The organism is Roseomonas sp. KE2513, assembly GCF_016107305.1.
Classification (GTDB): Bacteria; Pseudomonadota; Alphaproteobacteria; order Acetobacterales; family Acetobacteraceae; genus Roseomonas.
Genome location: NZ_RCVR01000074.1, coordinates 1 through 11,930 on the forward strand (window position 1 = coordinate 1; position 11,930 = coordinate 11,930).

General features: G+C 66.9%; 12 protein-coding genes and 1 pseudogene. 7 read left to right on the forward strand and 6 right to left on the reverse strand.

Annotated features, from left to right (window positions below; all coding sequences use genetic code 11):
• Nucleotides 1–88 precede the first annotated feature (88 nt).
• The 4 genes from D9599_RS29010 to D9599_RS29020 form a co-directional block, all read right to left on the reverse strand.
• Entirely contained in the window at nucleotides 89–499 is a 411-nt protein-coding gene (locus D9599_RS29010) for a hypothetical protein (protein ID WP_198384820.1), read from the reverse strand.
• A gap of 1 nt (nucleotide 500) precedes the next feature.
• On the reverse strand, nucleotides 501–1,379 hold the full coding sequence (locus tag D9599_RS29015; protein ID WP_232481067.1) for a DNA methyltransferase: 879 nt from the start codon (nucleotides 1,377–1,379) through the stop codon (nucleotides 501–503).
• Between the two features lie 56 nt (nucleotides 1,380–1,435).
• Entirely contained in the window at nucleotides 1,436–1,780 is a 345-nt protein-coding gene (locus D9599_RS31745) for a ParB/Srx family N-terminal domain-containing protein (protein ID WP_232481068.1), read from the reverse strand.
• 170 nt (nucleotides 1,781–1,950) lie between these two features.
• Nucleotides 1,951–2,589, reverse strand: a complete 639-nt coding sequence (locus D9599_RS29020; RefSeq protein ID WP_232481069.1) for a phage/plasmid primase, P4 family — start codon at nucleotides 2,587–2,589, stop codon at nucleotides 1,951–1,953.
• Nucleotides 2,590–2,881: 292 nt separating this feature from the next.
• Here D9599_RS29020 and D9599_RS29025 point away from each other — a divergent pair.
• Nucleotides 2,882–4,239 (forward strand): IS3 family transposase gene (locus D9599_RS29025; RefSeq protein ID WP_198384821.1). Its coding sequence is split into 2 segments (ribosomal slippage): nucleotides 2,882–3,224 and nucleotides 3,224–4,239, totalling 1,359 coding nucleotides; the frame shifts between segments, so codons are not numbered across the junction.
• Nucleotides 4,240–4,264: 25 nt separating this feature from the next.
• On the opposite strand, the pseudogene D9599_RS31750 reads toward D9599_RS29025, so the two are convergent.
• Nucleotides 4,265–4,819 (reverse strand): annotated as a pseudogene (locus D9599_RS31750) (IS5 family transposase); the annotation flags it as partial.
• A 119-nt stretch (nucleotides 4,820–4,938) separates the two neighbouring features.
• On the opposite strand from D9599_RS31750, the gene D9599_RS29030 reads away from it, so the two are divergent.
• The 6 genes from D9599_RS29030 (at nucleotide 4,939) to D9599_RS29055 (ending at nucleotide 11,479) form a co-directional block, all read left to right on the forward strand.
• The gene (locus tag D9599_RS29030; protein ID WP_198384822.1) at nucleotides 4,939–6,084 is read left to right on the forward strand and encodes an acyl-CoA dehydrogenase family protein; all 1,146 of its coding nucleotides are present in this window, start codon (nucleotides 4,939–4,941) and stop codon (nucleotides 6,082–6,084) included.
• A gap of 16 nt (nucleotides 6,085–6,100) precedes the next feature.
• Nucleotides 6,101–6,961 carry an amidohydrolase family protein gene (locus tag D9599_RS29035; RefSeq protein ID WP_198384823.1) on the forward strand — a complete coding sequence of 287 codons (861 nt, stop codon included), beginning with the start codon at nucleotides 6,101–6,103 and terminating at the stop codon, nucleotides 6,959–6,961.
• Between the two features lie 11 nt (nucleotides 6,962–6,972).
• The gene (locus D9599_RS29040; RefSeq protein ID WP_198384824.1) at nucleotides 6,973–8,448 is read left to right on the forward strand and encodes a class I adenylate-forming enzyme family protein; all 1,476 of its coding nucleotides are present in this window, start codon (nucleotides 6,973–6,975) and stop codon (nucleotides 8,446–8,448) included.
• Between the two features lie 130 nt (nucleotides 8,449–8,578).
• Entirely contained in the window at nucleotides 8,579–9,385 is an 807-nt protein-coding gene (locus D9599_RS29045) for a GntR family transcriptional regulator (RefSeq protein ID WP_232481071.1), read from the forward strand.
• 210 nt (nucleotides 9,386–9,595) lie between these two features.
• Complete coding sequence (locus tag D9599_RS29050; protein ID WP_198384826.1) at nucleotides 9,596–10,525, forward strand: tripartite tricarboxylate transporter substrate binding protein; 930 nt, start codon at nucleotides 9,596–9,598, stop codon at nucleotides 10,523–10,525.
• Nucleotides 10,526–10,612: 87 nt separating this feature from the next.
• A complete protein-coding gene (locus tag D9599_RS29055; protein ID WP_198384827.1) occupies nucleotides 10,613–11,479 on the forward strand; it encodes an alpha/beta hydrolase in 867 nt (288 codons plus the stop codon).
• Here D9599_RS29055 and D9599_RS29060 read toward each other — a convergent pair.
• Nucleotides 11,440–11,820 (reverse strand): hypothetical protein, encoded by a 381-nt coding sequence (locus D9599_RS29060; RefSeq protein WP_198384828.1) that lies wholly within the window; start codon nucleotides 11,818–11,820, stop codon nucleotides 11,440–11,442. The genes D9599_RS29055 and D9599_RS29060 overlap by 40 nt on opposite strands.
• Nucleotides 11,821–11,930: the final 110 nt, after the last annotated feature.

The following is an 11,930-nucleotide window of genomic DNA, read 5'->3' on the forward strand; positions in this document are numbered from 1 at the left end:
GGAGAAGCCCTGCGGAGCGAGGGCGTGCTCGCACCACAGGCCGAACTCCCGGCGAATGGCGCGGCGCTGACCCAGCTCCCAGGCGGGGTCACTCTCCACCGGCTGAGCCCTCGCCGCTCGGCGCCTCCCGGTCGAGCACGAGGCGGGCGGCACGGGCGCGGGCGATCTCCTCTTCGAGCTCGGCATCAGTCATCTCGCCCGCTGGCTTGGCCGACAGCACCACCTCGTGCTTCTCGCGCCAGCCGGCCCGCGCCTTCATCCAAAAGATTGAGGCGGCGGTGTTCTGACCCGAGGTCGCCATCTGAAACAAAGTCTGCGCGACCTTCACCGTCGCCTCGACGGAGCCGCGGTCGAGCTCCCGGCGGAAGTGCAGGCGCAGCGTCTTGGGGTCGATCTCGAGCAGAGTGACAATGTCTGGCTGCGGGATGCCGGCGCCGGCCATCACCCGCACGGTCCGGCGCTGCTCCTCAGTGGGCACGTAGAGCCCTTCCTTAGCCATGTCAGGCGCCCTCCCCAGCGGCGGCGGGGCAGCGCTCGGCGACGACCTCGGCAAAGGTCGCCCTGCTGCCCTCCAGGCGCGACACGCGGCCGGTGAAGGCCTGCCAGCGGAGGACCGTCACATCGACGTAAGCCGGTGAGAGCTCGACAGCGTGGCAGGCGCGGCCGGTCATCTCGGCAGCGATGAGGGTGGTGCCGGAGCCGGAGAAGGGCTCGTAGACGGCCTGCCCGGGCGAGAAGTTGTTCTCGATCGGGCGGGGCATGCAATCTACCGGCTTCTGGGTGCCGTGGACGGTGTCCGCGTCCTGGTCGCGGCTCGAGATGGACCAGAGGGTCGTCTGCTTCCTGTCTCCAGCCCAGTGACCTTTCGCGCCGTTGCGAACGGCGCACCAAGCCGGTTCGTGTTTCCAACGATAATTGCCTCGGCCCAGCACCAGCTGAGTTTTCGCCCAAATAATCTGCGCCCTGATGTCGAACCCGCACTCGATTAGGCTCTCGGCGACGGTACCGGCGTGCAGCGCGCCGTGCCAGACGTAGGCGACATCACCCATGAACAGGGCCCACGCCTGGGTCCAGTCCGCTCGGTCGTCGTTGAGCACCTTGCCCGTGCGCTGGGTCTTGCTGCCGTCCAGGGCCTCGTTGCGCCAGGAGGGGTCATACGCGACGCCATAGGGAGGATCCGTGACCATCAGGTGCGGGCGCACACCGGCGAGCACGGCTTCGACGGCGGCAGGGTCGGTGCAGTCGCCGCAGACGAGGCGGTGGCGGCCCAGCAGCCAGACGTCACCTAGCCGCAACACCGGCACTTCGGGCGGGGAGGGGACCGCGTCGGGGTCCATCAGCCCTGAGGTGGGCTCGGTGAGGAAGGACGCGATCTCCAATTCGTCAAAGCCGGTGAGCGCGAGATCGAAGCCCTCTGCGCCGAGCTCGGCCAGCTCTACCCGCAGCAGGTCCTCGTTCCAAACGGCGAGAGGGCGAGGCGATTGTCGGCGAGGATGTAGGCGCGGCGCTGGACAGGGGTGAGGTGGGACAGCTCCAGCGTCGGCACTTCGGTCATGCCAAGCTGGCGTGCGGCCAAGAGCCTGCCGTGTCCTGCGATCACGCCTCGTTCGCCGTCGACGAGGATGGGGTTCGTGAAGCCGAACTCGCGAATGGACGCGGCAATCTGCGCAACCTGCGCGGAGGAGTGCGTGCGCGCGTTGCGGGCGTAGGGGATCAGCTCGGAGACGAGTGCGCGATTGCAAGGCGGGAATGTGGTAAGCGCGGGCGCGAGCTCAGTCATGACCATTCTCCTGCGAAAACCTGGTTGCTGAAGGATGCTTTGCAGTCCCAGCGACGCTGCGACGCATGCGACATGGATTTCGTATGACCGCCTACACGCGCGCGTGTGGCGCACTAACAGGGAGCCACGTCGCATGCGTCGCAGCGTCGCTGAGTGGCGCGAGTAAGCAGTCATTCGTCCTTATCCTGCCAGTGGCGTGGGGCCTGCTCAGGAATCACGCACAATCTGAGGAACCCGCGGCCACGGAACAGCGTGCAGTCCTTGTCGCACCGGAAGCCCTGGCGCTCGAGCGTGGTACCGAACCACTTGGCCGTGCCCCCATCCTCGCCGCGCCCTTGCGCAAAGGTGCGCCAGGACGCGAAGAGCACACTGCTCGTCTCGCCGAGGCCCTTGCCCTTCTCGCAGCACTCCTCGATCCACTGGGCCAGGAGGTCCTGCTCGGCGAAGTACTCCGCGGTCGCGTCCAGCACCGCCTTGGGCTGCTTGAGACCCTCCTGCTGCCAGGCGAGGCAGCCGTCGATCAGCCAGCGCAGGATCCCCGGCCACTCGGCCCGGAGTTTATCCTGCAGATCCCGGTCGGGCGCCGCGGGCTTGTGCAGGAAGGGCACGATGTTGAACCGGCACCGGGCAGCATCGTCGACGTTGCGCAGAGCCGGCTTGTGGTTGCCGCTCACCGTCAGCTTGAAGGCTGGGGTGAAGGTGAAGAAGTCCCGCCGCATGAAGCGCGCCGTGATGGGGTCGCCACCGGTGAGTGCCATGGCGAGGTCGGTCGGGTGCTTGTCGGACTTGGACACGGTGAAGGTGTCCATCGCGGCCGTCGTGGCGTAGCTGCTGAGGATGCTGGCAATGGTGACCAGCAGGACGCCCTTGCCGTTGCCGCCCGGGCCGTAGACGAAGAGCAGGGCGTGCTCGCGGGTGATGCCGGTCAGGCAGTAGCCGAACCAGCGCTGCAGGAAGCCGATGAGGTCCTTACCCCCGCCTGTGGCCTGGAGCAGGAAGGCGTCCCAGAGCGGGCTGTCCGCCGTCAGGGCTCATGAGACAGGCGACGCTGGTTGAGGAAAGGAGGGTTTCCGGCTCATCGTAACCGCCAGGGAACGAGCCATGAGCCAGAAGCCAGCGACACCGAACGCGAAGCCGCCCGCCGATCGGGTGGTTCGCGACATCCGCCGGGCGGCCCGCAAGCACTACTCGGCCGAGGACAAGATCCGGATTGTGCTGGAAGGCTTGCGGGGGGAGGAGAGCATTGCCGCCCTGTGTCGGCGCGAGGGCATTGCCGAGAGCCTGTACTACACCTGGTCGAAGGAGTTCCTGGAGGCGGGCAAGCGCCGCCTGGCCGGGGACACGGCCTGGGCGGCCACAACGGACGAGGTGAGGGACCTCCGCCAGGAGGCGCGCAGCCTGAAGGAGGTGGTGGCGGAGCAGGCGCTTGAGCTGCGGTTGCTCAAAAAAAGCATGCTCGCGGATGGGGGCGACCGCGAATGAGGTACCCCGCCGCCGAGAAGCTGGAGATCATCCGCCTGGTCGAGGGATCAAACCTGCCGGTCCGGCGCACCCTGGAGCGGCTCGGGATCCCACGGGCGACCTTCTATCGCTGGTACGAGCTGTACCAGGACGGTGGCCCCGGGGCGCTGGAGGACAGGCCGTCCCGGCCGGAACGGGTCTGGAACCGCATCCCCGACGCGGTGCGGTCTCGGATCATCGACCTGGCGCTGGAGGCGCCCGAGCTGTCCCCGCGCGAACTCGCGGTGCGCTTCACAGACACCCAGAGCTACTTTTTCTCGGAAGCTTCCGTCTACCGCCTGCTCAAGGCGCACGACCTGATCACCAGCCCGGCCTTCATCGTGGTCAAGGCGGCCGATGAGTTCCACACCAAGACCACGGCGCCGAACCAGCTCTGGCAAACGGACTTCACCCTCCTGAAGGTGACCGGCTGGGGCTGGTGCTACCTGTCCACCGTGCTTGACGACTTCTCCCGATACATCATCGCCTGGAAGCTCTGCACCACCATGGCGGCCGCCGACGTCACAGAGACACTGGAGGCAGCACTCGCTGCATCAGGCTGCGGTCAGGTAAAGGTCCTGCACCGGCCGCGGCTGCTCTCCGACAACGGCCCCTGCTACATCGCAGACGACCTGGCCAAGTGGCTCGACGAGAAGCGCATCGCGCACGTTCGCGGCGCTCCCTGCCACCCGCAGACCGGGGGCAAGATCGAGCGCTGGCACCAGACGCTCAAGAACCAGATCCTGCTGGAGAACTACTACCTGCCCGGCGCTCTTGAGGCGCAGATCGAGGCCTTCGTCGAGCACTACAACCACCAGCGCTACCACGAGAGCCTGCAGAACCTCACCCCAGCCGATGTCTACCTCGGCCGAGGGCAAACCATCCTGCTCGAGCGTGAACGCATCAAGCGACAGACCATTCAGCAGCGGCGCTTGCTGCACCAGCGTCAAGCCGCCTAACGTCAACCACCAGATGCGCCAGAGCCTCCGCTAAGTCAGCGCCCTCTCTGTCCCAAAGCATTCGACGACGGACAAATGACGATGCAACGATCCGTCCGGTGTCGACGTCGACACCAATGTGCAGCTTGCGCCAGGACCGACGCGTCCTGCTCCCGTGCTTGTCGACCAGCCACTCGCCAGGCCCGCACAGCTGCAGCCCCGTACTATCCACCAGTAGGTGCACGGGGCGGCTGCCGGGGTGATGCCGTGGCACCTCCAACGTCTCGGCCCGGCGGCTAAGGGTGCTATGATCCGGCATGGCCAGATCGAGACCGAGCAGAGAGAGAATGGAGCCGATCAGGCCCTCGGTCTGGCGGAGAGCCAGACGGAACACTGCGCGCAAGGTCAGGGCCGTGGCGATCGCCAAGGCGGAATAACGGGGTTGCCCGCCGCGGGTGGTCCGCGGCTCAGCCTTCCACGCCGCGATCGCCGCGTCCGTGAACCACACCGTCAGACTGCCACGTCCGCGTAGGGCAGCATCGTATTCTGCCCGGTTCGTCGCCCGGAAGCGCTGCTTTGGAATGCAATTGACAGGCTGAATCCGATATGTCCTATTTTTAGTACAACATGGTGATCGGGCCTCGGAATGCTCGTCCTGGACCGGCTGACGCCGAGGATCGGCGTATTCCCCCTTCTGGTGCGGTGCTGTGGGTTCCGCGCATGATTGATTTCGCGCCCGACGAGACCCAGCTCGCCCTCCTGGCCTCCGTTGATCGCTATCTTCAGGACTGGCTGCCGCCTGAAGAGGTTCGTCGCCGCGACCGGGACCACGTCCCTCCCTACGACCTCCTGCCACTCATGGGTGAACTCGGCTTGTTCCGGCTGGCAGTTCCCGAGGAGGAGGGCGGGCTAGGACTTGATTGGCGAACCGTGATGCTCGTCCAGGAACGGCTGGGTCGTCATGCCTACATGGTCGCTTCGATCTTTAACCGCGTGGTCGGCTTCGGCATCGCCTCGGTGCAGGGCTATGGCAGCGCGGCGCAGCGCGCGGCCCTGCTGCCGAAGCTGCTGGACGGGCGCCTTCTGATCGCGCTCGCCCTGACCGAGCCCGAAGCGGGGACGGACGCCTCCGCCATACGCACGCGTGCTGTACACGCCGATGGCGGGTGGCGGATCCGGGGCAGGAAGACGTGGATCAGTGATGCGAAAGGCGCCGATTTCCTCCTCGTTGCCGTTCGAACCGATCCGGAAAGCAGCGGGAGCCGAGGTATCTCCCTCTTTCTCGTGCCGCCCACGGCGGCGGGGGTGGGCATGACGCCCCTCTCCAAGGTTGGCAACAACTGCATGCCGTCCTGGGACATCGGCTTCGACGACGTCTTCGTGCCAGACGACGCGATGCTGGGGCAGGAAGGCCAGGGCTTCCGCCATATGATGTCCACGCTGCACAACTCGCGCGCCTCCATGGCCGCGACGGTCACGGGCTGCGCGCAGGCGGCGGTGGATTGCGCCGTGGCGCACGCGAAGGAGCGCATCCAGTTCGGCCGCCCGCTCGGCGCCCTGCAGTCGGTGCGCCATCGGCTGGCCGACATGCAGATGCGGGTCGACCAGTCCCGCCTGACCGTCTGGCATCTCGGCTGGCTCATCGCGACAGGGCAGAAGGCGCAGAGGGAAGCGTCCGCGGCGAAGGTCATCGCGACGGAGACGCTGCAATACGTCACCCACCACGGCATGCAGCTCCTCGCCTCGGCGGGCTACTCCTCCGAGAGCGACATGCAGCGCTTCTGGCGCGATGGGCGGCTCTACACCTTCGGCGAGGGCGCCAACGAGATCCAGCGAGAGATCATCGCGCGCGAAATGGGACTTTGAGGGGATGGGTGCGGACGTGGACGAGGAAGTCTGGGCGATCGATGCCGTCGTCAACATCTGGACGGAGGAGGCGCTGGCCGGCCGGCCGGAACGGGGGAGCTTCTACCGCGGCAAGATCGGCGTGGATGCCGAGACCTTCCAGGGCGTTTCCCTCGACGAGATGCTCCGCCGCATGGACAAGGCACGGATCGAGAGGTCCTTCCTGATCGCGGCCAAGGTGGGCACGATCGGCCATCCAGCCTGCTACCACGTTCCTTACGATCTGGTCGCCAAGGCGGTGGCGGCGTATCCCGACCGCTTCAGCGGCCTGGCCGGGCTGGACCCGACCGAGGGCATGGATGGCGTGCGGGCGCTGGAGCGCGCGGTGCGCGACCACGGCTTCATCGGCGCCCATTTCTATCCGCACTGGTACGAGCTTCCGCCGGACCATGCCCGCTGGTATCCGTTCTACGCGAAGTGCGTGGAACTGGACATTCCGGTGCAGCTCCAGGTCGGCCAGTCCCTCGTCTATGACCCGCGCTATCCTCGCCGTTCCGTCGGGCGCCCCATCACCCTGGATTCCGTGGCCTGCGACTTTCCGGAACTGAAGATCATCGGCATCCATCTCGGCGTGCCCTGGATGGACGAGATGATCGCCATGGCCTGGAAGCACCAGAACGTCTTCATCGGCACGGATGCTCATAGCCCGCGCTACTGGCCGGCCTCCCTCATCCACTACATGAACACCTACGGCCGGAAGAAGGTGATCTTCGGCACGGACTTCCCCGTTCTCGGTTTCGAGCGGACGCGCGAGGAGATTGAGGCGCTCGATCTCCGGCCGGAGTCGAAGCGCGCCGTGCTGCGCGAGAACACCCTCCGCATCTACAAGCTCGCTTGAGAAGGGCCGGGATGGTGATGAATCTCGCGGACGCGCTCGCTCATCACGTCGCGGCACGGCCCGATCAGGCGGCGCTCATCCATGGCGAGCGCGTGATTCAGTACCGTGAACTGGACGGGCTGGTGCGGCGCTGGGCTGCCCATCTCTGCTCCCTCGGTATCGGGCGCGGGGATGTCCTGGGCATCTCGCTGCGCGACACGGCCGACCACGTCCTCGCGCTCTACGCCTCGGCCCGGCTCGGCGCGATCACCCTGCCAATCGATGTGCGTTGGACCGATGCGGAGAAGCAGTCCGTCGCCGGCCGGTTCCGGGCGAAGATCCTGCTGGTCGAGGCGGATGCCGCACCCGTCGAGGGAGTGCCGTGCGTGGCGCTGGACGAGGGCTTCCTGTCCGGCGTCGCGTCCGCCCCCGCGGATCTGGATTTCCCCGCCGGTGCCGGCTGCGGCGACATGCCGCTGCTCGTCTCCCTCTCCTCGGGCACGACGGGCAAGCCGAAGGGTCCGGTCGTCACCCACTACCAGTTCCTCCGCCGGTTCTGGACGCACTGGATCGACCTCGGCCTGGATGCGCGGCAAACCTATGTCTCGGCCACGCCGCTCTACTTCGGGGGCGGGCGGACCTTCGCGCTATCCCAGCTCTTCTGCGGGGGCACGGTCGTCCTCTTCCCGCCACCCTACAAGCCGGAGGCGCTGGTGCGCGAGGTCGCGCTGCGCGAGGCCACGAGCTGCTTCCTCGTGCCCACCCTCATCCGGCGCCTGCTGGACCTGCCGGCGGAGGCGCTGGCGCCGATGAAGCGCCTGTCGCTGCTTCTCTCCTCCGGGGCGCCGCTGCACGCGAACGAGCGCGCCCTGATCCGGGAGCGGATCTCGGCGGGCTTCCACGAGTACTACGCTTCCACTGAAGGGGGCGGCGTGTCGTTGCTGCGCCCGGAGGACATCGACCGCCACGCGGATTCCGTAGGCCGCCCGGTCTTCGGCGTGGAGGTCCGCGTTCTCGACGACGAGGGCCGGCCGCTTCCGCCAGGCGAGGTGGGGCGGCTGGCCTATCGCGGCCCCGGTGTCGCGAGCGGCTTTTTCGACGACGCAGAGGCGAATGCGGACGCCTTCGAGGATGGATGGTTCCTGCCGGGCGACTTGGCGACGGTGGACGAAGCCGGGTTCATCCGCCTGCGCGGCCGGCGGAAGGACATGATCATCCGTGCCGGCATCAACATCTACCCGATGGAGGTGGAGGCGGTCCTCGCCTCCCATCCTGCCGTGCACGAGGCAGTCGTCGTGGGCTGGCCCGCGAAGGAGATGGGCGAGGAGGTCGCGGCCTTCATCCTGCCGCGCGAGCCCGTGGACCAGGCTGAGCTGGAGGCGCTCTGCGCCAGCCGCCTCGCCCCCTACAAGCGGCCGCGCGCGTTCTTCGTGGTGGACGAGCTGCCCCGCAACGCCTCGGGCAAGGTGCTGAAGGCGGAGCTCGCCCGGACCTTGCCGGCGATCTGACGTGAGATGGTCGCGGCCTGCCTCCGTGACGCGCCAGCCCCCGGGTGACGCGGCTGGCCCGTGGCCGCGTGGCGCGTCATCGTCGCTACCCTACCGAACCGTCACGTGCGAGCCTGGAACCATCCCTGCCATGCGGAAGCCGCTCTCCGGCCGAAGGAACGCTCAAGCCGGGGCCGAAGGGCCTCTGCCTCTCTACCACCGGATCTTCACCGTGCTCCGGCAGGAGATCACGGAGGGCACCTGGCCGGACGGCGTGTCCCTGCCCAACGAACACGAGTTGGCCGCGCGCTTCCAGGTGGCGCGCATCACCATTCGCCGCGCCCTAGAGGAACTGGCCAAACAGGGGCTGCTCGATCGGCGCCACGGGAAGGGGACTTTCGCGCGCCCTGGCGCGGAGCCGCCCTTCCGGCAGGACCTGCGCGGCCTTCTCGAAAGTCTTGTCATTATGGGGCGCGAGACCAGCGTCAGCGTTCTGGACCTCGCCTACGTTGCGGCTCCCGCCGAGGTGGCAGCGGCGCTGGAACTCCCGCCCCAGGCCATGGTTCAGAAATCGGTCCGCGTCCGGAGCCACAAGGGCCGGCGCTTCTCCTATCTCACCACCTGGGTGCCGGAGGAGATCGGCCGGAAGTTCGAGCGGGACGATCTGGCCTGCAAGCCCTTGCTCAGCCTTCTGGACGCGGCGGGTTATCGGGTTTCCAAGGCCGACCAGGTTATCTCGGCCAGATCTGCCGAACCAACAGTCGCGGAGGCCCTGGCGGTCCCCGTGGGTAGCGCTCTCCTCTCCGTTCGACGGCAGGTGCGTGACGAGAGCGGACGTGTCGTGGAGTACCTCCAGGCGCTCTATCAGCCGGAGCTCTACGAGTACCATATGGGGATGCAGCGAGTTCTGCGGTCCGGCCGGTCTCTCTGGGCTGTCGCGGCAGAGGCTGCGGAATGACTTGGTACATCGGAAGAAATAGTGGCGCCGTACGCACCGGCGGCCGCCGTCACACCAAGAAATCCGGGGTGAACTCCGGAGCGGAAATGGCAAGCGCGGCGAATCACGTGAAATCAGAGATCTGATGGGAGGTCCTGTATGACCATGCATTCCGTTAGCCGACGTGTGCTCGTTGGGGCCATGGCAACCGCACCCTGGGCTGGAGCTGCCATGGCCCAGGGCCAGAACCAGGGCCAAGGCCCGAACTGGCCCGACCGGCCGATCCGCCTGATCAATCCCTGGCCGCCGGGCGGTCCCTCCGACCTGCTGTCCCGACCGCTGAACCAGAAGCTGAGCTCGGCGCTTGGGCGGCCGGTGGTGATGGAGAACCGCCCCGGCGCCAACGGCACCATCGCCACGGCCCTCGCTTTGCGGTCCCCTCCGGACGGCTACACCATCCTGCTCGCCCATGCGGGGCCGCTGACCCTGGCGCCGGTCTTCCAGTCGAACGTGCCCTACGACCCGCTGAAAGACCTGGAGCCGGTGATGCAGATCGCTTCCGTCCCGACGGTGCTGGTCTGCCGTGCCGACCTCGGCGTGACCGACCTAGCTTCCTTCATCGCCAAGGCGAAGGCATCGCCGCAGCCGCTCAGCTACGCCTCGGTCGGGCAGGGGAGCACCACCCATCTCGGCACCGAGCTGCTGTCCCAGCTCTCCGGCGTGCCCATGCTTCACGTGCCCTACACGGGATCCACCCAGCCCATCATCGACATGCTGGCGGGCCGCATCGACTTCGCCCTGTTCAGCATCGGGGCCGTCACCGGCTACCTCGAGGACGGCCGCCTCAAGGGCTTGGCCGTTTCCACCCTGACGCGGGTGGCCCGCCTGCCGGACCTTCCAGCGATCGCGGAGACCTACCCGGGCTACGAGCTGAACTCTTGGTACGGGATCGCTATGCCGGCCGGAACGCCTCGCTGGCTGATCGAGCGGCTCCACCGGGAATACACCGCCGCCCTGGGTGTCGCGGAGTACAAGGCGGTGGTCCAAGACAGCGGAATGGCAATCGAGGCGACGGATCCGGCCTCCTTCGGCCGGAAGATTGCGGACGACCTGAAGCGCTGGGGCGAGTTCGCGCGCGCGACCGGCATCCGCGGCGGCTGACGCGTCGCCTGCGCGCGTCCAGAGGCCGGCTGCGGACTCCGGCACGGGTGAGCCCGTCACCTCCTCCGTTCTCTCGAAGGATCGTCGATGATTCACAGGCAGCCGTCTTCCCGCATTCGCCGCGGCTTTGCCGACATCGCGGAGGGACAGGTCCACTTCCGCACGGCGGGAGAGGGAAGGGGTGGTGTCCCGCTGGTGATGCTCCATGCCTCGCCCGGCTCCGCGAAGATGCTGGAGCCGCTGATCCTGGGCCTTTCGCGGAACCGCCACGTGATCGCGACGGACACTCTGGGCAACGGCGATTCCTGTGCCCCGCAGGCTGGAGAAAAACCACCCATTGCGTACTTTGCCGACGCGCACCTTCGAGCGCTCGATGCACTCGGCATTGATGCCTTCGATCTCTACGGCACCCATACGGGCGCCAACATCGCCTGCGAAATCGCCATAGCCCACCCCGCCCGCGTACGTCGCCTGATCCTGGATGGCGTCTCGCTCTACGCACCGGAGGAGCAGGCGGACATGCTGGCGAATTACGCACCTGGCGTGACGCTGGATCTGAACGGCAGCCAACTCCACTGGATCTGGCACTTCGTGCGGGACGTATACCTGTTCTGGCCATGGTACAGGCGCGACGCTGCCCATCGTCGGAACCTGGGCCTGCCAAGCGCGGATGAGCTGCACGACAAGGTCGTCGAGGTCCTGAAGGCAGCGCGCACATACCACATCCCGTACAATGCTGCTTTCGCTTATGACAAAGCGGCGCGCTTGCCGTTGGTGCGGACTCCCACGCTGACTTCCTGCGCAGAGTCCGACATGTTCGCCGAGTACTTCGACCGTGTGAGGGAGCTTATACCAGGGTCACAGTCTCTGCTGACCTCTGGAACAGGAAGTGCCGAAGGTCTTTCCACGACCGTTCAATTGTTTGAAGCATTTTTGAACTGCTCTTCAACCTGAAGTGGGTGCCTGAGCGTCTCCCGCGGCACCCGCAGCCCGTGCCGCTCGAGTAGCGCCTCTGACGCAAGCGTCGGGCCGTAGCCGGGGTAGTGTTCTCGAAGCAGCGCCAGAGCCTGCTGGCGGAGCGAGGCCGGACGGCGCCGGTTCGAAGGGCGGTTCCGGTTGCCGTGCGCCAGACCCGCAGCACCGGTTGTTCGATGCCGCTCGACAAGGCGCCGGGTATGACGGGCCGTCAGTCCCAGCAGCGCGGCCCCTGAAGCCACGCTCCGACGAGCATCAACAATCTCCGTCAGCACGCCTACCCGATATAGCTCGCGCTCATCCATCAGCACCCAACCCATGTCCGGCTCCTCGGAAGCTCCCCGAGCATGGAAGCAGGCGAGGGTACGAGGACATTTCTATCCGGCTCGATGCGGACATTTTAACCCGGCGCGGCAGATTCAACTCGAAA

Excerpts from the sequence above, each read along its gene's own strand:
- D9599_RS29050 (WP_198384826.1), top strand. The coding sequence starts at position 9,596 with ATGGCCCAGGGCCAGAACCAGGGCCAAGGCCCGAACTGGCCCGACCGG.
- D9599_RS31745 (WP_232481068.1), bottom strand. The coding sequence starts at position 1,780 with ATGACTGAGCTCGCGCCCGCGCTTACCACATTCCCGCCTTGCAATCGC.
- D9599_RS29055 (WP_198384827.1), top strand. The coding sequence starts at position 10,613 with ATGATTCACAGGCAGCCGTCTTCCCGCATTCGCCGCGGCTTTGCCGAC.
- D9599_RS29020 (WP_232481069.1), bottom strand. The coding sequence starts at position 2,589 with ATGGACACCTTCACCGTGTCCAAGTCCGACAAGCACCCGACCGACCTC.
- D9599_RS29010 (WP_198384820.1), bottom strand. The coding sequence starts at position 499 with ATGGCTAAGGAAGGGCTCTACGTGCCCACTGAGGAGCAGCGCCGGACC.
- D9599_RS29040 (WP_198384824.1), top strand. The coding sequence starts at position 6,973 with ATGGTGATGAATCTCGCGGACGCGCTCGCTCATCACGTCGCGGCACGG.
- D9599_RS29060 (WP_198384828.1), bottom strand. The coding sequence starts at position 11,820 with ATGGGTTGGGTGCTGATGGATGAGCGCGAGCTATATCGGGTAGGCGTG.
- D9599_RS29045 (WP_232481071.1), top strand. The coding sequence starts at position 8,579 with ATGCGGAAGCCGCTCTCCGGCCGAAGGAACGCTCAAGCCGGGGCCGAA.
- D9599_RS29030 (WP_198384822.1), top strand. The coding sequence starts at position 4,939 with ATGATTGATTTCGCGCCCGACGAGACCCAGCTCGCCCTCCTGGCCTCC.